Raw genomic sequence first — 21554 nt, forward strand, 5'->3', positions numbered from 1 at the left:
TTAAGAGGAATAAACGTGGAATTAGATAAGTCCAAATACAAAGTTCTGTTTGATATCGATTCTCCTGCAGATATCAGGAAATTAGCGCTACCCGAATTAAAAACTCTCTGCTCCGAAATTAGAGAGTATATGGTGGATGTAATTTCCCAGATAGGAGGACACTTCGGTGGCGGCCTTGGAACAGTAGAACTAACTGTTGCTCTTCATCGCGTTTTCAATACTCCGGATGATCAGATTGTATGGGATACCGGACACCAGGCCTATCCACATAAAATTGTTACCGGAAGACGCGATCAGCTGGGAACTATCAGACGATTGAACGGAATTAGCGGATTTCTAAAACGCTCTGAGAGCGAATACGACTCATTCGGTGCTGGTCATGCTTCAACATCTATTTCTGCCGCTCTTGGAATGGCCGTTGCAAGCGATATAAATAAATCGAATAAAAAAGTTGTTGCTGTAATAGGCGACGGCGCTATGACCGGAGGTATGGCCTACGAAGCGATGAATAATTCCGGCATGCTTAAAAGCAACCTTATAGTTGTTCTGAATGATAACCAGATGTCTATTGCCCCGAATGTATGGCAGGTATCCAAATATTTTACCGAAATGATTTCGCATCCCGAATACAACAGATTCAAAGGTGCTATATGGGATCTCACTGGAAAGCTCGATAACTTCGGCGACCGTATCCGCAAAGTCGCTGTTAGAGTTGAACACGGTATTAAAGCTATTGTAACACCGGGAATGCTTTTCGAAGCTCTCGGATTCCGGTACTTCGGTCCGGTGAATGGCCACAACATAAATCAACTGGTAAAACTGTTTGAACAGGTAAGAGAATTAAACGGGCCTATACTGGTTCATGTTTTAAGTGAAAAAGGAAAAGGATATAAACCTGCCGAAGGACACTCTCAAAGACTTCACGCTTCTACTCCGTTTGATAAAATTACCGGTCAGGCAATTAAAAAAGGAAGTGCGCCTCAGTCGTATACATCCATTTTCGGGAATGCTCTCGTTGAAGTTGCAAAGAATAATCCCAAAGTAATCGGAATAACTGCGGCTATGCCGGATGGTACCGGTCTCGATATCCTCCAGAAAGAATTGCCGGATCGTTATTATGATGTAGGAATAGCTGAAGAGCATGCTGTTACGTTCGCTGCGGGTATGGCTACACAGGGAATTATCCCTGTTGTTGCTATCTATTCTACTTTCCTTCAGAGAGGATTCGACCAGATAATTCACGATGTGGCATTACAAAAGCTTCATGTGGTTTTCGTTCTCGATAGAGCCGGCCTTGTCGGTGCCGATGGCCCTACTCATCACGGTACATTCGACCTTTCTTATCTCCGTATGATACCGGGTATGATTATTATGTCTCCTAAAGACGAAGCTGAATTGCGTGACATGCTCTATACTGCGGTTAATTATAAAAAAGGTCCGGTTGCTATCAGGTATCCTCGCGGATCTGCTCTCGGTGTCCCTTTAAAAGACGGATTTGAAGAATTACAACTGGCTAAGAGTGAGCTGATAAAAAGCGGCGAGGATATTGCAATCCTTGCTGTAGGAAATATGGTTGAGTATGCCGGGAAAGCTGCTCAGCTGCTTATTGAAAAGGAGATTAGTCCGGAAATAATTAATATGAGATTTGTAAAACCTCTTGATACGGAACGTCTGGATGAAATTGCTTCACGATTCGATAAAATAATAACAATTGAAGAGAATAGTATTGTCGGAGGCTTCGGTTCTGCTATTGCAGAATATTTCACTGATAAGAACTTTAAAAACAATATTCTTAGAATCGGATTACCCGATTACTTCATCGATCATGGAACACAGGAAGAGCTTCATAAAATAATCGGAATTGATCCGGAAGGAATTTCTCTGAAGATCAGGGAATTTTGTAATAATCTCGGTACTAAAAAAGAGGTGCTAACCTGATGGAAAAGACCAAAGTTGGTGTTATCGGATTAGGGGGTATTGCACAGCTGGTTCACCTTCCAATAATTTCCCGGCTCGAAACCGTTAAGCTCGTGTCTGTTGCAGAGATTAATAAGAACAAGCTTAAGACCGCAGGTGAAAAATATTCCGGTGTCCGTCCATACGCAGATTATAAAGAAATGATTGTGAATGAGGATCTGGACGCGGTTATAATCTCAACACCGACCGATACTCACGAGGAAATTGCTCTGGCCTGCCTTGAAAGTAAAAAAAATGTTTTAATTGAAAAACCGGTTGCCAGAAATTTCAGAGAAGCCAAAGAAATTGCTCAGGCTGCAAAAAAAGTTAAAAAAGTTGCAATGGTTGGGATGAACTCGCGCTTCCGGCCGGATACTATGCTCTTGCGTAGTATTATAAACAGTGGTGAACTCGGTGATCTTTTTTATATAAATTGCAGCTGGCTCAGACGGAAGAGCAGTGCACAAAAATGGTTTGTTAATAAAAACCTCTCCGGCGGCGGGGTTATAATCGATCTCGGTATTGTAATACTCGATCTTGCCCTCTGGATGATGGGCCAGGATCAGATTCATTCGGTCTCAGTTCAGAAATTCGACCATACTAAAGATAAAATAGAAGACTCGGCAATCGGTATGATCCGGTTCCAGGACGGGAAAGTGATAAACTTTGAAGTTAGCTGGGAACTCTATTCAAGTACAGATAGCTTCAACCTTACTGTCCATGGTACTAAAGGTACAGCGTGCATTAATCCGCTCCGCATTTTTAAGAAAACGGAATCGAGTCATATCGACTATTCACCGAATAAGAATTCAAATATTCAGAATCTGTTCCGTAAATCGTATGAAAACGAATTGAGGCATTTTATAGGTGCTGTTAGAGAAGGTGCACCGGTTATCTCTTCAGTTGACGAATCATTAACAAGAATGAAATTACTGGAAGCTCTCTACAAATCAGCAGAACATCAGAAGGAAATAAAACTCTAAGCAATGAAAATATTACTGGTAGACGACGAAAAGGACATTGTTGAATTTCTTGAGTATAATCTTCAGCAGGAAGGCTTCGAAGTTATCTCGGCTTATGACGGGCAGGAAGCTATTGAAAAATTGAAACACAAGCCCGACCTGATCATACTGGACATATTGATGCCTAAGATGGATGGTTTCGAAACCTGTCAGAAAATACGCGGTCTAAGCGAATTCAAAAATGTCCCTGTAATTTTTTTAACCGCCAAATCGGCCGAAGTTGATGAGATTAAAGGCCTGAATCTCGGTGCCGATGATTTTATACGGAAACCAATCTCTCCCAAAAAATTAATAGCACGCGTTAAATCCAATCTCCGCAAAAGTGATTCATCCTCATTGGATAAGAGATTCGAACGTGAGATTAGCATTGGCCCGTTACTCATTAATCGGGAAAATTATACGGTCAGTCTTGAAGGCAAATTAATAATTCTTCCGCGAAAGGAATTTGAAATCCTGGCTTTCCTGGCGGCCAATCCCGGCAAAGTTTATCATCGCGATAAAATACTCTCCGATGTTTGGGGCAAAGATATTTATGTAGTTGAAAGAACGGTTGATGTGCATATCAGGAAGATAAGGGAAAAATTAGGTAAGCATTCCAATTTAATAGAAACAATTAAAGGAGTAGGTTATCGTTTCAAGAATCTGGAGTGAGATAGTAAAATCCCTTTCTTTCTCATGGATGTATGCCCCGGTGATTATCCTGCTCGATCTTTTATTCCTTCTGGCTTTTTCAATTTTAAATGATTTTGAACCGGATGCTTTTTTAATCTCGGTTCTTTTTTCATCCCTTTTAACTTTTCTCATTCTTTTGACAATCGGCTCTAAAAGAAAAAATGAACTGACCAAAATCAGAAACATAATTAAAGGGATCAGAGAAAATTCTTATTCAAATACTGACGAAATTAAATTGGGAAAACACCTAGTTGAATTGGAAAATGAAATTAGAGAGATGTTTTTTAGAACAAAGAATGATATCTCAAATCTGAAAAAGCTTGAACAGGTTCGTACCGAGTTCCTCGGAAATGTCTCGCATGAATTGCGTACACCTATTTTTGCAATTCAGGGTTTTTTAGAAACACTGTTGGACGGTGCTATGTACGATAATAAAGTCAACCGCACCTTTCTTCAGAAAGCGAATCAGCATACTCATAACCTCAACAATCTTTTAAATGATCTGATCGATATTTCAATGATTGAATCCGGACAGATGAGAATGAGTTTCAGATACTTTGATACAAACGAATTTATGTCAGGTATAATTTCCGAGATGAAACCTCTTGCCGATAGTAAAAAGATTAGTCTGGTCTTTAACCGTGACCCCGGCAATGCAAAGCTTTTCGGGGATAAGGAAAAAATAAAACAGGTAATGGTCAACCTGATTATGAATGCAATTAAATATACGGAAAAAGGTCAGGTTGAAATTGGAGTTGTTGATGAGGGTAAAAGAGGAAAAATCTATGTTAAGGATACCGGTATTGGAATCTCTGATTCCGACCTGAGCAGAATATTTGAAAGATTTTACAGAGTTGATAGAGACAGATCCCGCCAACAGGGCGGTACCGGACTCGGACTGGCCATTTCCAAGCATATTATCGAAGCTCACGGTGCCAAAATTGATGTAAAGAGCAGATTAGGGGAAGGCAGCACTTTCACATTTTCACTTAAAAAGTAATTTTTTGTTGGATTTTTGAAGGTTATTCTTATGTTTATTTACTCCAAATGCTTTTATTGACTTCAATCTGTTCAATTCCTATATTTACCGCTCAAATTTTGACTAATTGGAGGTATTGATGTTTGCTGTTGTAGATATTGCCGGGCAACAGTTCAAGGTAACCGAAAACAAGAAGTATTATGTTCCCAGACTTGAAGCAGCACCCGATTCGGAAATAGTATTCGACAATGTTTTATTATTAAGCGATGATAAAACTACTAAAATAGGTACTCCCTCTGTTAAAGGAGCTAAAGTACACGCAAAAGTTCTCGAGCATCTTAAAGATGATAAAGTAATTGTTTTCAAGAAGAAAAGAATTATTTCTTATAAACGTACAAGAGGACACAGACAATTTTTAACAAGAATAGAAGTAACTAAGATATCTTAGTTGCCGGAGGATTATAAATGGCACATAAAAAAGGTCAAGGTTCATCACGTAATGGTAGGGACAGTAATCCCCAATATCTTGGTGTAAAAGCTTATGGCGGCGAAAAAGTCTCTGCCGGTTCTATTCTGGTCAGACAGAAGGGAACCAACTTTCATCCCGGAAAAAATGTAAAGAAAGCCGGCGATCATTCATTATTTGCTATTGTTGATGGATTTGTAAAATTCGAAAGGAAGAAGAACGACAGAAAATTCATCAGCGTTTACGAAACGAACGCATAAGTCTTAAGTATAAAAAAACCCTCCTGCTCGGGAGGGTTTTTTGTTTTAAATGTTTTGCAAAATCAAAAACCGAGTCTTTCCATATCTGCAACAAGTTCTTTGACGGCTTTAACAGAATTATCCATCAAACTCTTCTCTTCGTCATTAAGTGTAAGTTCAATTATCTTTTCAGCACCGCCTGATCCAAGGACTGCCGGAACACCAACGTAATAGCCATTTATCCCGAATTCACCGTTCAAAAACGCGCAGGTTGGTAATACGCGTTTCTCATCGTAGATAATTGCTTCTGCCATAGCAATTGCAGCTGATGCCGGTGAATAAAAAGCGGATCCGGTTTTAAGTAGCTTAACAACTTCTCCTCCGGCCATTTTTGTTCTGTTTACCATAGCATCCATTACTTCTTTGGCTTTAGCTTTATCGTTGTATTTTCTTTCAAGAAGCTCCATTACCGGTATACCGTTTATATTTGCGTATCTGACAAGCGGAACCATTGTATCGCCATGTCCGCCAAGTACCAGTGCGTTTACGTCTTTTACTGATACTCCCAATTCCCATGCAATAAATGTTGAGAACCTGGATGAATCGAGAACGCCTGCCTGTCCGATTACTTTATTTGTCGCGAAGCCGGTAACCTTCTGGCACAATGTAACCATCGCGTCAAGTGGGTTGGAGATTACAATGATAATCGAATTAGGTGCATACTTTTTAACATTCTCTGCGACCGTCTGCATTATCTTTGCATTTGTAACTAGCAGATCATCACGGCTCATTCCGGGCTTGCGGGGTAAGCCTGCCGTAATAATAACTAGATCCGATCCTTCAATATCCTTATAATCATTTGTCCCTTTCACTGCCACATCAAACTGGTCGATACGGGAAGCTTCTGCAATATCCAGTCCTTTCCCCTGAGGAAGGTCTTCAACTATATCATATAATACTACGTCACCCAGTTGTTTCATTGCAATCAATTGAGTGAGTACGCCGCCAATTTGTCCTCCGCCGATTAAGGCAATCTTTTTTCTTGACATAATTTCTCCACTTGTTTTATTAAAAAGATTTTCAGATAAAATATAGGAAGATTAATCTAAAATGACACAAAGAAAATTTGTTAATTCTACGGTTTGTCTTTTATTTATTCGCTTAAGGAGATGGTTAGAATTGTCTCTGTTCCCTCAGGTGTAAATCTGTAACTGAGGTTATCAAGAAATGATTTCATGATATGTATTCCTCTGCCGCTGTCTTTCAGGATGTTCTCGGGTTTGGTTGGGTCGGGTACTTTTGCGAGATCAAACCCGTTCCCTTGGTCCTTAATTATTATTGTCATCTTTTCTGAATCGATGTTGACGGTAATTTTTACTTTTTTATCGGAATTATTTTTGTTGCCATGTACAATACTGTTAGAAACAGCTTCTGAGAATGAAAGGGAGAGATTATTAAATTTATCCTCCGGTAATCCTGCCTCTTGAGCTATATTTATTATGAAATGATCCAATTCGGGTAATAAATCGGCATCACTTGAAACTTCCTTTATGTAAGTTTTATCTGGCAAGATTGACTCCATAATATTACAGTGAAAAATATAATTAGATTATTAATGGTGCAATATTTTTGGTGACAGAGATCAAATTTATATTAAAACCTGTAGATCAATTTCAGGTTAAATGAAATCATCTCTCTTCTTGTGTTATCGGCATTTATAAATTCATACCATCCGTAAGTTCTAAATGACAATGATCCGCTTAAATCGATGCTAATTTCTGTTGCAGGTCCAATGCTTTCGTACTCAGATATTTTTTTCTTCTCTTTACCATTCAATATATCAAATGTTGTCAAAGAAAAAAACCTCACCCCGATACCTATGTTAATTCCCGGCAGTTCATAGAAGATTTTCGGCTCTGTATAGATTTCATTTAGATATCTCTGCGGTTTACTTGTAAAAGAGGACCAGCTGAAATCTCCCTGCTCGGACTGTTTTAAATAACCTGTCATGAATAACCGGAAGTTTTTATAAGGTATATAGTTGGTTGAATCCCTGAATACAAACTGCCTGAACGAATAACTTCTGAAATTCGGATTCAGTTCTTCGTAATCGAATACTGTATAATTAGCCATAACTTCAGCCGAATTCGAAGATGTCAATTTCCCTGATGTAAATGTGCCTCCCGAAGCCAGTTTCAGTATCCTTTTAATATTATTATTTGAACTACGTGCGGAGAAAATGTAAACTGTTTTATTCAAACTTCCTTCTAAGTTTATAAACGCTTTAAAATATGGATTAAAAATTCTTTCGTATTGTATACGTCCTATACTAAGCAGCTCATCGCGGTCATCAAAATTTAAGGAACTCGGAGTATCGTATACCAGCTTTCTGTGAAATACACTGATCTGAAAAAGGTCGCTGTCCGTCAGTTTCCATAAACCTGATAGCGAGACAATAGCCAGTTTTGATGAGTTGTTTTTCTGAGCCTCGTTTAACTCACGCTCATTAATTATTATCGGACTTAAACCATCAATTTTTCTCGGCTGATGTTTTTCATCTCTTTCGGAGAATGAGAACCTGAAAGCCAGATTAAGATCTTCTGTTCTGTATTCGGCAGAAGTAGCGAATTCAAGCCGGAACTCCTGAATACGTGAATCGAATGCTGTTGAAGAAGGATTCTTAATGCTTGCGTACCTCGTTATTCTTTCAATGTCCCGCCATACTACTTTTGTGTATGCGTCGATTGATAGGGGGGAGTCGGATGGCAGAAATCTTATTCTGTCCTGTATTAAATAATTTGTTTCAAGCCGGCTCTGAATGTTATTATCAATACCGAATTCGTCAATAGTGGGTTGGTCTGCAGCAAAATAAAAGTCCTTTCGCTGATGTGCAAATAAAGCTGATATAGTGTTGCTGAAATTAAGATCAATGTCGCTCTTAATGTCTACATTCATATATCTGAAAGTGTTTTTTCTGGGAGAGATGTCCTCGTTCTGAAATTTTAATAATGAGGAGATTTCAAAATCGCCCATAATCATTTGATCGAGCCCGGCTTCCGTACCGTATAGAAATCCATTATCCTTTTCACCTATCTGATTGTTGTTTGAAAATCCTCCGTATGGTGTGATCTCTATATTTGAAGAAGGCTTAAACTTCACAAAAGCTGAAGAGTTTAATATGGATGTTTTATTTATAGCTACCTGTCTGTCGTCGGAGAAAATAGTACTATTCAGAAGTAGACCGAATTTGAGCAGACTTGAAATATCGTACTGACCGAATAACCAGAGATATTGCTCATCTTTAATATTATTGTTTACGCTCTTAATAATTGTTGAATTAAAATTTTCGTTAATCCCAAAGAATAAACGGTCGTTTGTGTAGAAATGTCTGAGCCGCGTAGAAAAATTATAGGTATTAAGCTGCTTGTCTAGATTTATGTTAAAGTCTTTTATTGAAAATGCTTTTAAAGAATAGTGAAGACTATCCCTCTCCATCTGAGCTGTTAATGCGACAGGAAAAATTAAGAGAAGGAGATATGTCCAGATTTTAGACAAATTTGATTGCGCTTTGTGATGAGTTAATAAAACAATTTATTAATAACTTCTCCTAAAAGCACCTAAATATTAATCGTTTCTCCCGGCACCGGAATAGTAACGTCATTAAAACCTAGACTATGTAAACCGGATTTGAATAACTCCTGCTGATCCATTTCGCCGTGAACCAGAAAAATATTCTGCATACGACTTTTATCCAGTTGTGAACAATATCCGAGTAATTCGTGCCGGTCGGCATGTGCACTGAAAGAATCCATCGTTATTACTTCGGCGTTAAGCTTATACTCATCCCCGAATATATTTACGGTCTCCTGCCTGTCAATTATCTTCCTTCCGAGTGTATTAACAGCAGAATAACCCACCATCAAAATTATATTTGCGGGATTTTCGATATTATTCGCGAGATGGTGCTGAATTCGCCCTGCCTCACACATTCCGGAACTGGAAATAATAATGCACGGTCCGGCAGCATCATTCAATTTCTTCGAGTCCTCTACTGAGGTAATATATTTCAGCTTATTAAAACCGAACGGATCCTCATTTTGAATAAGAAATCTGCTGGTTTCCAGATCAAAGCATTCGGGATGTTGTCTGAATATTTCTGTGGCATTAACTGCAAGAGGACTGTCTACAAAGACCGGTATTCTTTCAGCTTTTTTAGATTCAAATATTCTGTTCAGAGCATAAACAATTTCCTGAGTCCGCCCAACGCTGAAAGCAGGAATAATTAATTTAGATTTCCTCTCAATTCCTCTGGATACAACCGAAGCCAAATTATCCTCCGCATTTTCCGGATTGTCGTGATCTCTTCCGCCGTATGTACTTTCGCAAATAAAGTATTCGGGGTTGGGAATTTTTTCAGGGTCTCTCAAAATCGGCAGGTTCGGTCTCCCTAGATCTCCTGAAAAGCTGAGGTTTGTAATTGTTCCGTTCTCCTTGATCGATAGAAATACAATAGATGAACCGAGTATATGGCCGGCGTCGTAAAATGTCAGTTTTATCCCGGGTCTTATTTCAACCTGGTGGTGATAGTTAACCCCGACAAACTGGCTCAGGGCTTTTATTACATCTTCCTGGTCATATAATAATTCAAAAGGATTCTGTTTCTTTTTCTTCCTCCTTTTATTGACAAACTCAACATCTTTTTCCTGGACATGTGCGCTGTCTTTAAGCATAATTGTGCATAAATCGTAGGTGGCGAAAGTTGAAAAGATTTCCCCTTTAAATCCGTTTTTCACCAGTGTAGGAATATTCCCGGCATGATCGATGTGGGCATGAGAAAGTATTACGAAATCAATTTCCGCCGGTTCAAAATATTCGAATCGACGGTTAATCTCGAATGCTTCTTTCCTCTTACCCTGGTATAAACCGCAATCGAGAAGAAAAGTTGAATTGGTTGTCCGGATCAGGTGCATTGATCCTGTAACTGTTCTTGCGGCTCCTATGAATTGTATTTCCATTTGTTGGTCCCTCCGAGGAAACGGTTCACTAATAAATTCAGTATCAACAATTTACGAATAATCATACTGGCAGGTTGTTAGGACCGGATTATTCGATACTTTTTGTATCCGAAGTAGATTTCACGGGCGGCGGTCTTTATTACGGTTGCGGCAGGTACTGCAAGCAGCATTCCGAAAATTCCAAGCGCTTTGCTTCCGATTAAAATTAATATGATAATTACTAATGGGTGAAGGTCGGTATTCTTCGAGAAAATGTTCGGTTGAATAAAACCGTTGTCAAGCGTATATACTATAATAAAGAGCAGCAATATGTTCGGCAGCATCGCAAAATTTCCAAATTGAATTATGGATATTACAATTGCGGGAATTCCTCCAATTACTGGCCCGAAGTAGGGAATTAAATGTCCAACTCCTGCTATAAATCCAATTGATGCGGCATTCTCTATTCCTAATAGAGCAAGTCCCACTCCACTCATAAGTCCTACTAGAAATGCGTCAAGTATCCATCCTCTCACAAATCTGCTTAATTGATTGGAGATTTTACGGATTACCGAATAGGAGACTTCGAAATATTTATTCGGCATTATATTTACAATTCCCTTTATTATCCTTGTATTATCCTTAAGCAGAAAAAAAGTCATGAATGGCACAATTACAAGTATCGCAATAATTGAGACTAAACTGTAAAGAATATTGCTCAGATTATTTACCCAGCCGTAAATTATATTCTGTATGAATGTTATTATGCGGTCAGCAAAATTAACAGAATTCAGAAACGGGAAAAAAGATTTAAGAGTTTCTTCCAGATCTTTAATAACCGACTCCATATTTTGCGGTGTGAGCGCGATTCCGAGTGAATTGAATTGATTTACAATCTTAGGCATTAAAAACGACAGGGCGCTGAAAATAAGCAATCCTGATAATACAAAAACCGCAAGAACAGAAACGAAGCGGGGCAGACCTCTCCTCTCAAGAAAATCAACTACAGGATTGAATATCATCGCAATCAATAATGATACTACAAGCATTGCGATTATTTCGGCCAGTAGAAATGATAAATAAATAAATATTACCAGACAGACGATAATCAGTGTAATATTTTTAAGTAAACCGAATTGTTTTTCCGATAAGGTCATCGTTCCAGCCAATTTGCCGTTCTAATATTCCTAATTATTGATAAATAATCAATCTAATTTCGATACGGGTCTATTTCTTACGGTTATCAAAAGGAAAGAATTGTCTATATTTACCGGGTAATTTTCAATAAATATGGTAAAAAAATGGCTGATATTAAACTGCTTAATCAGATTAGAGAAAAAGCTTCTCAAAGGAGAAAAACAATTGTTCTGCCCGAATCTCACGATGAAAGAGTTCTACGCGCAGCTGAAATCCTTACAAAAGAAAAAGTTGCATCTATTATTACTTTAGGGAATGAAGAAAAAATCAGAGCCGATGCGCAGAAATTTGGAATCGACCTTCAGGGTGTAAGAATAATCGATCCGGAAAAGTCCGATAAACTGAGCGACTTTTCAAACATTTTTTACAATAAGAGAAAACACAAAGGTGTAACAATCGAACAGGCGAGAGATACAATAAAACGCGATCTCTTCTTTGCCGGTATGATGGTAACTGAAGGTTTGGCTGACGGTAGCGTTGCCGGTTCGTTTGCCACAACAGCCGATGTTACAAGAGCTGCTATTTTCTGTGTCGGACTGAAAGAAGGTATTTCTATTCTTTCGAGCTTCTTTCTGATGGCATATCCCGACAAAGTTTACAGCTTTGCTGATTGCGCCGTAAATCCGAATCCTGACGCATCACAGCTGGCAGACATCGCAATCTCTACAGCCGATAATCACAGAAAACTTACCGGGGAAGAACCTTTCATAGCCATGCTCTCCTTTTCAACGAAAGGAAGCGCAGAACATGAACTTATCGATAAGGTTCGACAGGCTACTAAATTTATAAAAGAAAGAAGACCCGATCTTAAAGTTGATGGTGAACTTCAGTTTGATGCTGCCATTGTTGAAAGCGTTGGTAAAAAGAAAGCACCCGGAAGTGATGTAGCCGGCAGAGCAAATATTCTTGTCTTCCCCGATCTTAATTCGGGAAACATCGGTTATAAAATTGCTCAAAGACTGGGTAAAGCCGAAGCGGTTGGTCCGGTTAACCAGGGAGTTAAAAAACCGTTTTTCGACCTGAGCCGCGGATGCAGCGTTGAAGATATTGTAAATACCGCCGCAATTGCCTGCCTAATGGCTGATTAAAATTCCAACTTATAAGGGCGGTTTCAACCGCCCTTTGTTTTGAACTTATCCTCCTTTTTTTCAGTTTGTAAATAAAATAAATGGAGTACCAATGAAAATCTCAAATTCGATATTTGTGATAATAATGATCCTGTTTTTTTCTTCAAAAGCTCATTCTGCAGCTGAACCATCAATCAATAAAGGAGATAATGTGAAAGGGAATATTTACGATCTAATTGTAAAAGATATGGACGGAAAAAATGTGAAATTATCCGACTTCACCGGTAAAGTATTATTGATAGTTAATGTTGCCAGTAAATGCGGCTATACTCCTCAATATGAAGGTTTACAAAAAATCTATGAAAAGTATAAAGAGAAGGGATTTGAAATACTGGCTTTCCCATGCAATGATTTTAAAGGTCAGGAACCCGGTACCAATGAGGAAATAAAGGAATTCTGTACCTCAACATATGGTGTCAGTTTTAAATTGTTTGATAAAATAAAAGTTCTTGGTGATGACAGAGAACCACTATACCAGCGTTTGATTAATTCCGAATCAGTTGAAAAAGGTGACGTAAAATGGAATTTCGAAAAGTTCTTAATCTCTAAAGACGGTGAAATTGTCGGCCGTTTCAGAAGTAAGGTTAAGCCTGAAAGTGATGAATTAACTTCTGAGATTGAAAAATATCTTTCTAAATAAAATTCTTGAAGGGACGTTTCTTCCAAACGTCCCTTAGTTTTTTTTATTCATCTTCAACTTCAATTTTTACAGTATCGTCTCTTTTTAATTTCGGACGTTCGAACATAACTGTCATCTCTTTATATCTTTCAGAGAGTGAATAATCGACTTGATCCCAGGTAAAACGCCAGGTCCAGTTTCCTCCGAGTGTTGAGGGCACGTTCATTCTTGCTTCGTTCCCCAGATTTAATATATCCTGCATCGGAATTACAACAATATTAGATACAGAAGAGTATGACCGTTTTATTAATTCAAATACAATATCGTTACCGTAATAGTTAAGATATCTTTGTGCCCATTCATAAACCCCGGAATTCTTTTTCTTTTCCGATTCAAAAAATCCCCTTGTCGTTTCATTGTCATGAGAACCGGTATGAATTACGCAATTCGGAATATGATTGTGAGGCAGAAACTTCTTCTCCATATTTTCACCGAATGCGAACTGAAGAATTTTAATTCCAGGAAATTGAAACTTATCCCGGAGTTCTTCGACTGATGGAGTAATAACACCAAGGTCTTCGGCAATTATAGGGAGTTCTCCAAGGTTGTTCTTGATTGTCGAAAAGAGTTTCTCACCGGGTGCTTTTACCCATCTTCCTTTTATTGCTGTTTCTGCATCTCCTGGAATCTCCCAGTAGGCATCAAATCCACGGAAATGATCGATACGGATAATATCAACAAGCTCTAGCAATTTTGAGATTCTTCTTTGCCACCAATGGAAATTATCTTTCTCCATCACTTTCCATCTGTATAACGGATTGCCCCATAACTGTCCGGTTGCGCTGAAATAATCCGGCGGAACGCCTGCTTTAAATTCCAGTGATCCGTCTTCTTTAACTGTAAATTGATCTCTGTTCGACCAGAGGTCGGCGCTGTCGTATGCAATGAAAATCGGAAGGTCGCCGATTACTTTAATTCCTGAATTGTGAACATATTCTTTCAGATTTCTCCATTGTCTGTCGAAAATGAATTGAACAAATTTGAAATACTTTACTTCCGCGGATAATTTTTGTTTCCACTTTTCAACCGCGTCACCTTTTCTGAATGCGATTGAATTATCCCATTGCGACCAGACAACTCCATTATGAAATTCTTTCGCCGCCATAAAAAGCGAAAAATCATCCAACCAGTAATTATTCTTTTCGGAGAACTGATTAAATTCCTCATCGAATTTGTTTTCTATACTTAAGAATTTTGCAAAACTTTTTTTAAGCATTTCAGTTTTATAGTCTATAAGATTCCCGAAATCGATTTTGTGAGAATTGAAATGTGGCGTGTGATCGATGTCGGATTTTTCAAGAAGGCCATCGCGGTATAATAATTCCGGACTGATTAAAAGTGGATTTCCAGCAAATGCGGAAAATGATTGATATGGGGAGTCACCGTATCCCGTAGGTCCGAGAGGGAAAACCTGCCATAAAGTTTGTCCGGCGCTCTTCATAAAATCAACAAATGAATATGCTTCCGGACCAAGATCTCCGATTCCAAATCTGCCAGGTAGTGATGTCGGGTGTAACAGAATTCCTGCCGAGCGTTCTATTTTCATTTTTCACCAATAATTGTGACTTAAATTCCTGTAATAAAATTAGTGAAAAAAACAATATTTTCTTCCAAGTTTTATTTAGTATATTGTTGACGGATGATTGATTAAACAATTGAGCAATTTTTAAAAATATTTTTATCTGATTGCTTCAAAAAAAAAAAATAGTTATGTTGCTCACCCCTTCACATAGTTCATTTTAAAATATTTACATAAAATAATTAACAGTTTTTGTCCGCCGGGACTTAAGACTGAAAGGTTGGAGATTTAAATGAAGATTACTCGTCTATTTACCGTGTCCGGTAAGGATCCGCTTGATTCTTTAGAATTTGTTAAACGAACTTCTGAAATAAAAAATCCTGACGGCTCAATTGTTTTCAGGATGGAAGATGTTGTAGTTCCTAAAGAATGGTCGCAGGTTGCAACCGATGTTTTAGCTCAAAAGTATTTTAGAAAAGCAGGTGTTCCCAGACTCCTACGCAAAATAAAAGAAGATAATGTTCCTAAATGGCTTCAGCCTTCTGCTGCAGATACTAAAACTTTAGAAGAGCTTCCTGAAAAAGACCGGTTCGGATCCGAAACAGATGCCAGGCAGGTTTTTCACCGCCTCGCAGGAACATGGACATACTGGGGATGGAAAGCCGGATACTTCGATACTGAAGAGGATGCAAAAGCTTTTTACGACGAGCATATGTTTATGCTTGCCTCCCAGTTTTCTGCACCAAATTCCCCTCAATGGTTTAATACAGGTTTAAATTGGGCTTATGGTATAAACGGTCCCGCTCAGGGACATTATTATGTTGATTACAAAACCGGTGTTCTTACTTTCTCGGAAGATGCTTACACACATCCTCAGCCGCATGCATGTTTTATTCAGTCAATTGGTGACGATCTTGTTAACGAAGGCGGAATCATGGATCTCTGGGTTCGTGAAGCCCGCTTATTTAAATACGGTTCCGGAACAGGTACTAATTTTTCGAATATCAGAGGTAATAATGAACCTTTGAGCGGAGGCGGAAAATCCTCCGGCCTTATGTCTTTTCTGAAGATAGGGGACCGGTCGGCAGGTGCAATCAAATCAGGAGGTACTACAAGACGTGCAGCTAAAATGGTAACTCTCGATATCGATCATCCGGATATAGATGAATATATAAATTGGAAAGTTGTTGAGGAACAGAAAGTTGCTGCGCTTGTTTCCGGAAGCAGACTTTGCAACCTTCATCTCAATAATATAATTAAAGCATGCTACGCCGAGCATCCTGAAAATGACCGTTTTAATAAACGGACAAATATGCACCTGAGAAAAGCGATTCTTGAAGCAAGGAAGGTGAACGTTCCTGAAAATTATATCGAACGTGTTATAAAACTCGCAAAACTCGGATTTAAATCGATCGAATTTCCTGTCTACGATACAGATTGGAATTCTGAGGCTTATGCAACAGTCTCTGGCCAGAATTCCAATAACTCCGTGAGAGTAACAAATGAATTTATGCAGGCTGTATTGAACGACAGCGATTGGAATCTCTACTGGAGAATTGAAAAAGCAAAATCCGAAAAGGAAAATAGAAAACCGAAAGCCTGCAAAACTCTTCCGGCTAAAAAACTCTGGGATGATATCGCCTTTGCCGCATGGTCCTGTGCCGATCCGGGTTTGCAGTTTGATACTACAATTAATGAATGGCATACCTGCAGGGCAAGCGGTCCAATCCGCGCTTCGAATCCATGCAGCGAATATATGTTCCTTGATGATACTGCTTGCAACCTCGCATCATTGAATCTTGTCTGCTTCTATAACGACGATTCACAGGAATTCAACATCGAAGCATACAGGCACGCCACCCGGCTCTGGACTATTGTTCTTGAAATTAGTGTCCTGATGGCTCAGTATCCCAGCAAAGAGATTGCTCAGAAAAGTTATGAGTACAGAACTCTCGGATTAGGTTATGCTAACCTCGGTTCTCTTTTAATGCGCCAGGGAATTCCTTACGACAGCAAAGAGGCCTACGCAATTTGCGGCGCATTGACAGCAATTATGCATATGAGATCTTATGCTACGTCTGCAGAGATGGCTAAAGAACTTCAGCCATTCCCTAAGTATGAAGAGAATAAAGAACATATGCTCAAGGTGATTCGCAATCATAGAAGAGCCGCGTATAATGTTCCAAAAGAGGAATATGAAGGGTTGTCGATCTATCCGATGGGTATCAACCCGGAATATTGTCCTTCGGACCTGCTCGAAGCTGCTCACGAAGACGCTGACCTGGCTCTTGAACTAGGTGAGCAACACGGATTCCGGAATGCACAGGTTACTGTAATCGCTCCTACTGGTACAATCGGGCTAGTTATGGATTGCGATACCACAGGAATTGAGCCGGATTTCTCACTTGTTAAATTTAAAAAGCTCGCCGGCGGCGGATATTTTAAGATAATTAATCAGTCGATTCCACCTGCACTTAAGAAGATCGGGTACAATGAAGATCAGATAAAAGAAATTGTTAAGTATGCAAAAGGTGCCGGAACACTCGTTGGATGTCCCTATATAAATCATGAATCTCTCAGAGCTAAGGGTTTTACTGATGATGTTCTAAATAAGATTGAAGCCATACTTCCATCTGTATTTGAATTGAGTTTCGCATTCAATAAGTATACTATCGGTGAAAAATTTCTGAAAGGTAATCTTGGTTTCTCCGATGAACAGATTAATGATTTTGGTTTCGATCTGCTTTCCGAACTCGGATTCTCTAAAGAGGAGATCTCTTCGGCTAATGATTACGTTTGCGGTACTATGACTGTCGAAGGCGCTCCGTTCCTAAAACACGAACACTATCCAGTATTCGACTGCGCAAATAAGTGCGGAAAGAAAGGAACACGGTTCATTAAATCCGACGCCCATATTTTCATGATGGCGGCTGCTCAACCTTTCATCTCGGGCGCTATCTCCAAGACTATTAATCTTCCTAACAATGCTTCCATCGAAGATATTAAATATGCCTACTACCAGTCATGGAAACTTGGTGTTAAAGCTAACGCCCTTTATAGAGACGGTTCTAAACTTTCTCAGCCGCTTAATTCTATGACCGAAGAGGAAATTGAGGATCTGATTGAGCGTAAAGAGGAAAACGACATTGTTAAAATTGCAGAAAGAATTATTCATAGATATATCGCCAAGAGAAGAAGATTGCCCGACAGACGTACAGGTTATACTCAGAAAGTAAAAATTAATGGTCAGTCGGTTTATATCAGAACCGGTGAGTATGATAACGGTCAGCTCGGTGAAATATTCATCGATATGCACAAAGAGGGGGCCGCTTTCCGTAGCCTTCTTAACTGCTTTGCGATTTCGATATCACTCGGATTGCAGCACGGAGTTCCTCTTGAAGAATTTGTTGATGCCTTTGTGTTTACGAGGTTTGAACCGAGCGGAGTCGTCTCCGGCCATAAGCGGATTAAAATGGCAACTTCCGTGATCGATTATATATTCAGGGAACTCGCTGTTACCTACCTTAACAGAAACGATCTCTCCCACGTTGAAGATGACGAAATGCCGATAAAAGGAGAATACCGTTCTGTTGTTGAACCCGATTTCGAATCGGAAGAGATTGTAAGCGAAAAAACAATAGAACTGGATCAGCACAGAGTTAATGATGAAATTATGAACGAAAACGAATCTGTTAAAGCTAAGATTAAAATGATTACTCTGAATGATCCTGTAGCCAAAGCACGGGAAAGAGGCTACACGGGCGACATCTGCCCGGAATGCCAGAGTATGACTATGGTGAGGAATGGAACCTGCCTCAAATGCACAACCTGCGGTGCTACTACCGGCTGCAGTTAATTGCAATCTCTAATGAGCTTTTTATGAAAAGGGACTAAAGCATAGTCCCTTTTTCATTATATTTGCATCATGATTTCATTGACTTTTAGGGACAAAAGGGATAGCTTTTCACCCTTAATTTTAAGCGATGATCGCAGAAAATCTTAAGATTGTTGAGGATAGGATTGAGGAAATCTGCCTGAAATCGGGCAGAAATCGCTCTGAAATCAGGTTAATCGGGGTTAGTAAAACCCAGCCGGTTCAAGTGATTAATGAAGCGATCGAAGCCGGAATTAAAGACCTGGGAGAAAATAAAGCTCAGGAATTGAGAGACAAATCTGATCTTATCCAGGCCGACATAAGCTGGCATTTTATTGGTCATCTTCAATCGAATAAAGTTAAATTTGTTATTAAATCGGCACGTTATATTCATTCTGTCGATTCTGTGAAACTGGCCGATGAAATAAATAGAAAAGCTGAATCGATAAATAAAATTCAGAATGTTCTTTTGGAAATCAATACATCAAGCGAAGCTTCAAAGTTCGGTCTGAAAAATGAAGATGAAATTTTCGAAACCGCAAGGTTCTGTCAAAATTCCCGGAATTTGAAACTCGCAGGCTTGATGACAATGGCTCCCTATACGGACGATAAAGATATTTTGAGAAAATGTTTTGTTTCATTGCGTTTGTTAAAAGATAATCTGAACACTGCCGGTTTCGATCTTACTGAATTATCGATGGGTATGACAAACGATTATGAAATTGCAATTGAAGAGGGTGCAACTATGATCAGGATCGGCACTGCAATTTTCGGTGAAAGAAATTATAAATAATATCTGATACTGCTTAAGAGAATTATTAAATAAATATGGAATGAAATGAAATTCACTCCGTTTGGTATTAAGAATCAGGAATTCAATAAATCGGTAAGGGGCTACGATCGCGATGAAGTCCGGGCTTTCCTCGAAAAATTATCCGATGAATTCGAACGCCTTCAGCAGGAAAATGAAAAGCTGAAAGCAGAAATTGAACGGAATGAAGATCAGATCAAGGAATTCAGAAAAATAGAAAAGAATCTTCAGACTGCAATGCTTAGTGCTACGGAGTCGACTACCAAAGCTGTCGACTCGGCTAAAAAACAGACTGCTCTTATGGTAAAAGAGGCAGAGCTGAAAGCAGCACAGATGATTGAGAAAGCGCGGGAAAATGCCAGTTCAATACGCGATGCTGTCCTGAAACTCAGGGAGGAAAAAAAACTTCTTGTCTCCCGTATTAAAGCTATGATCGATTCTCAGGCAAGCCTTCTTGAGTTCAATGTTGATAATATCGAAACAAAAAAAGTTAAGAAGAAGGAAGTGCCGAAAGAGAATCTTAAGAGATCTGATCAGAGTGAAATTGATGTCGACGATATCCTGGAGAAATTACTATGAGCATATTGCTGGAGAAAATTAACGAAACCCTGAAAGTTATCCGTTCAAAAACTTCTAAAGAATATCCGGTCGGAATTATTCTCGGCACCGGATTGGGCGGATTGGTAAAAGAGATTGATATCGATGTGGAAATCGATTATTCAGAACTACCTCATTTCCCGCTCTCAACCGTTGAATCCCATCAGGGCAAACTGATCTTCGGAAAAATAAACGGTAAAGATGTTATAGCCATGCAGGGACGGTTTCATTACTACGAAGGTTATACTATGCAGCAGATTACATACCCTGTAAGAGTATTGAAATTTCTAGGTGTTAATACTCTTCTTGTCTCGAATGCGTGCGGTGGTATGAATCCTCTTTACAAAAGAGGAGACCTGATGCTCATTGTTGATCATATTAATCTGCTCGGAGATAATCCTCTCATCGGGAAAAATGAAGACCGGTTCGGTCCAAGATTTCCGGATATGAGCGAGCCGTACGATCTGGGGATGATTCAACTAGCTGAAAATATAGCACTCAAAAATGAAATCAGAGTTCAGAAAGGGGTTTATGTTGCAGTACCGGGCCCTAACCTCGAAACAAAAGCTGAATACCGGTTCTTAAGAGCTATTGGAGCCGATGTGGTCGGTATGTCTACTGTCCCGGAGAATATTGTTGCCAACCATTCCGGAATGAAGGTCCTCGGCATCAGTATTGTAACCGACGAGTGTTTCCCGGATTCTCTGAAACCCGTTGATGTTAAGGAGATTATTGCCACTGCAATGGAGACTGAACCTAAAATGACTTTGATTATGAAAGAGGTAATAAAAGCACTATGATACAGAGGAAACCGATCTATTATGCGACGGCAGGATTGCTTGCTGTAATAATTTTTGCGTCGAATTTTTTAAGCACCGACCTCTTCAAGGCAGGTTACCAGAATTTTTCTGTCTGGTTTGTCCTGTCTGTCTTTTCATTTGCGTGCGGCTGGCTTATGAATAAAACTCTCGGATACAATCACGGCGGTAAAGTAATTTTCGCTGTCATTGTGTCTTCATCGTTTATCAGCGTACTTCTGGTTTCTATCTTCAACGAATATTTCGGATTGAGTGCTTTGCTCGTCGAAAATATGATCCTCTATATACTTAGAAATATTACACTTGGGTCCATGGCATTTTTCGGTATGGTTGTATGCGAATTACTTATTCTTCAGAGAGAAGGTGATTCCAGTAAGACTAAATTGGAAGAGGTTAGAAGACTGATGGCTAACACCCAGCATGAAGCCAAATTAATAATTGAAGATGCAAGGCTTAAATCCGAACAGATGCTGTATGAAACTCAGCAGACCATTGATGATATGATCGATAGAAAAAATCTGATCGAGATAAGGCTTAAAGAGTTTATTTCGGCTGAAAGAGAGTTAATTAAGAAGTATGAAGCGGAAGAGGATTGATTTTTTTT

19 protein-coding genes are annotated in these 21554 nt (G+C 39.2%); 13 read left to right on the forward strand and 6 right to left on the reverse strand.

Features of this window, described 5'->3' with window-relative positions:
* Nucleotides 1-15 precede the first annotated feature (15 nt).
* From dxs to rpmA, 6 genes are all read left to right on the forward strand, one after another.
* The gene (gene dxs / locus PLZ15_07340; protein HOI29563.1) at nucleotides 16-1938 is read left to right on the forward strand and encodes a 1-deoxy-D-xylulose-5-phosphate synthase; all 1923 of its coding nucleotides are present in this window, start codon (nucleotides 16-18) and stop codon (nucleotides 1936-1938) included.
* Nucleotides 1938-2939, forward strand: coding sequence for a Gfo/Idh/MocA family oxidoreductase (locus PLZ15_07345; protein ID HOI29564.1), 1002 nt, complete (start codon nucleotides 1938-1940; stop codon nucleotides 2937-2939). Before dxs ends, PLZ15_07345 begins: the two co-directional genes overlap by 1 nt.
* Before the next feature lie 3 nt (nucleotides 2940-2942).
* Nucleotides 2943-3629: a response regulator transcription factor gene (locus tag PLZ15_07350; protein ID HOI29565.1), complete on the forward strand. Its 687-nt coding sequence runs from the start codon at nucleotides 2943-2945 to the stop codon at nucleotides 3627-3629.
* A gap of 40 nt (nucleotides 3630-3669) precedes the next feature.
* Nucleotides 3670-4650, forward strand: coding sequence for an ATP-binding protein (locus PLZ15_07355; GenBank protein ID HOI29566.1), 981 nt, complete (start codon nucleotides 3670-3672; stop codon nucleotides 4648-4650).
* Between the two features lie 118 nt (nucleotides 4651-4768).
* On the forward strand, nucleotides 4769-5077 hold the full coding sequence (rplU, locus tag PLZ15_07360; GenBank protein ID HOI29567.1) for a 50S ribosomal protein L21: 309 nt from the start codon (nucleotides 4769-4771) through the stop codon (nucleotides 5075-5077).
* Between the two features lie 17 nt (nucleotides 5078-5094).
* Complete coding sequence (rpmA, locus tag PLZ15_07365) at nucleotides 5095-5355, forward strand: 50S ribosomal protein L27 (GenBank protein HOI29568.1); 261 nt, start codon at nucleotides 5095-5097, stop codon at nucleotides 5353-5355.
* A gap of 62 nt (nucleotides 5356-5417) precedes the next feature.
* On the opposite strand, the gene mdh is transcribed toward rpmA, so the two are convergent.
* From mdh to PLZ15_07390, 5 genes are all read right to left on the reverse strand, one after another.
* Nucleotides 5418-6383, reverse strand: a complete 966-nt coding sequence (mdh, locus tag PLZ15_07370; GenBank protein HOI29569.1) for a malate dehydrogenase — start codon at nucleotides 6381-6383, stop codon at nucleotides 5418-5420.
* A 104-nt stretch (nucleotides 6384-6487) separates the two neighbouring features.
* A complete protein-coding gene (locus PLZ15_07375) occupies nucleotides 6488-6904 on the reverse strand; it encodes an ATP-binding protein (GenBank protein HOI29570.1) in 417 nt (138 codons plus the stop codon).
* A gap of 83 nt (nucleotides 6905-6987) precedes the next feature.
* A complete protein-coding gene (locus PLZ15_07380) occupies nucleotides 6988-8889 on the reverse strand; it encodes a hypothetical protein (GenBank protein HOI29571.1) in 1902 nt (633 codons plus the stop codon).
* A 62-nt stretch (nucleotides 8890-8951) separates the two neighbouring features.
* Entirely contained in the window at nucleotides 8952-10349 is a 1398-nt protein-coding gene (locus PLZ15_07385; GenBank protein ID HOI29572.1) for an MBL fold metallo-hydrolase, read from the reverse strand.
* A 77-nt stretch (nucleotides 10350-10426) separates the two neighbouring features.
* Nucleotides 10427-11485, reverse strand: coding sequence for an AI-2E family transporter (locus tag PLZ15_07390; GenBank protein HOI29573.1), 1059 nt, complete (start codon nucleotides 11483-11485; stop codon nucleotides 10427-10429).
* Nucleotides 11486-11629: 144 nt separating this feature from the next.
* Here PLZ15_07390 and pta point away from each other — a divergent pair, with 144 nt between their 5' ends.
* Complete coding sequence (gene pta / locus PLZ15_07395; GenBank protein ID HOI29574.1) at nucleotides 11630-12613, forward strand: phosphate acetyltransferase; 984 nt, start codon at nucleotides 11630-11632, stop codon at nucleotides 12611-12613.
* A gap of 91 nt (nucleotides 12614-12704) precedes the next feature.
* Entirely contained in the window at nucleotides 12705-13292 is a 588-nt protein-coding gene (locus tag PLZ15_07400) for a glutathione peroxidase (GenBank protein HOI29575.1), read from the forward strand.
* Between the two features lie 43 nt (nucleotides 13293-13335).
* On the opposite strand, the gene malQ is transcribed toward PLZ15_07400, so the two are convergent.
* Nucleotides 13336-14877, reverse strand: a complete 1542-nt coding sequence (gene malQ, locus PLZ15_07405; protein ID HOI29576.1) for a 4-alpha-glucanotransferase — start codon at nucleotides 14875-14877, stop codon at nucleotides 13336-13338.
* A 265-nt stretch (nucleotides 14878-15142) separates the two neighbouring features.
* Here malQ and PLZ15_07410 point away from each other — a divergent pair, with 265 nt between their 5' ends.
* The 5 genes from PLZ15_07410 (at nucleotide 15143) to PLZ15_07430 (ending at nucleotide 21546) form a co-directional block, all read left to right on the forward strand.
* The gene (locus PLZ15_07410) at nucleotides 15143-18706 is read left to right on the forward strand and encodes a vitamin B12-dependent ribonucleotide reductase (protein ID HOI29577.1); all 3564 of its coding nucleotides are present in this window, start codon (nucleotides 15143-15145) and stop codon (nucleotides 18704-18706) included.
* Between the two features lie 127 nt (nucleotides 18707-18833).
* Nucleotides 18834-19517 (forward strand): YggS family pyridoxal phosphate-dependent enzyme, encoded by a 684-nt coding sequence (locus PLZ15_07415; GenBank protein ID HOI29578.1) that lies wholly within the window; start codon nucleotides 18834-18836, stop codon nucleotides 19515-19517.
* A 45-nt stretch (nucleotides 19518-19562) separates the two neighbouring features.
* Nucleotides 19563-20114 carry a DivIVA domain-containing protein gene (locus tag PLZ15_07420; protein HOI29579.1) on the forward strand — a complete coding sequence of 184 codons (552 nt, stop codon included), beginning with the start codon at nucleotides 19563-19565 and terminating at the stop codon, nucleotides 20112-20114.
* Nucleotides 20111-20932, forward strand: a complete 822-nt coding sequence (locus PLZ15_07425; protein ID HOI29580.1) for a purine-nucleoside phosphorylase — start codon at nucleotides 20111-20113, stop codon at nucleotides 20930-20932. The genes PLZ15_07420 and PLZ15_07425 overlap by 4 nt, the downstream gene beginning before the upstream one ends.
* The gene (locus PLZ15_07430) at nucleotides 20929-21546 is read left to right on the forward strand and encodes a hypothetical protein (GenBank protein HOI29581.1); all 618 of its coding nucleotides are present in this window, start codon (nucleotides 20929-20931) and stop codon (nucleotides 21544-21546) included. Before PLZ15_07425 ends, PLZ15_07430 begins: the two co-directional genes overlap by 4 nt.
* Nucleotides 21547-21554 lie beyond the last annotated feature (8 nt).

The sequence above is a fragment of the Melioribacteraceae bacterium genome (assembly GCA_035362835.1).
Lineage (GTDB): Bacteria > Bacteroidota > Ignavibacteria > Ignavibacteriales > Melioribacteraceae > DSXH01.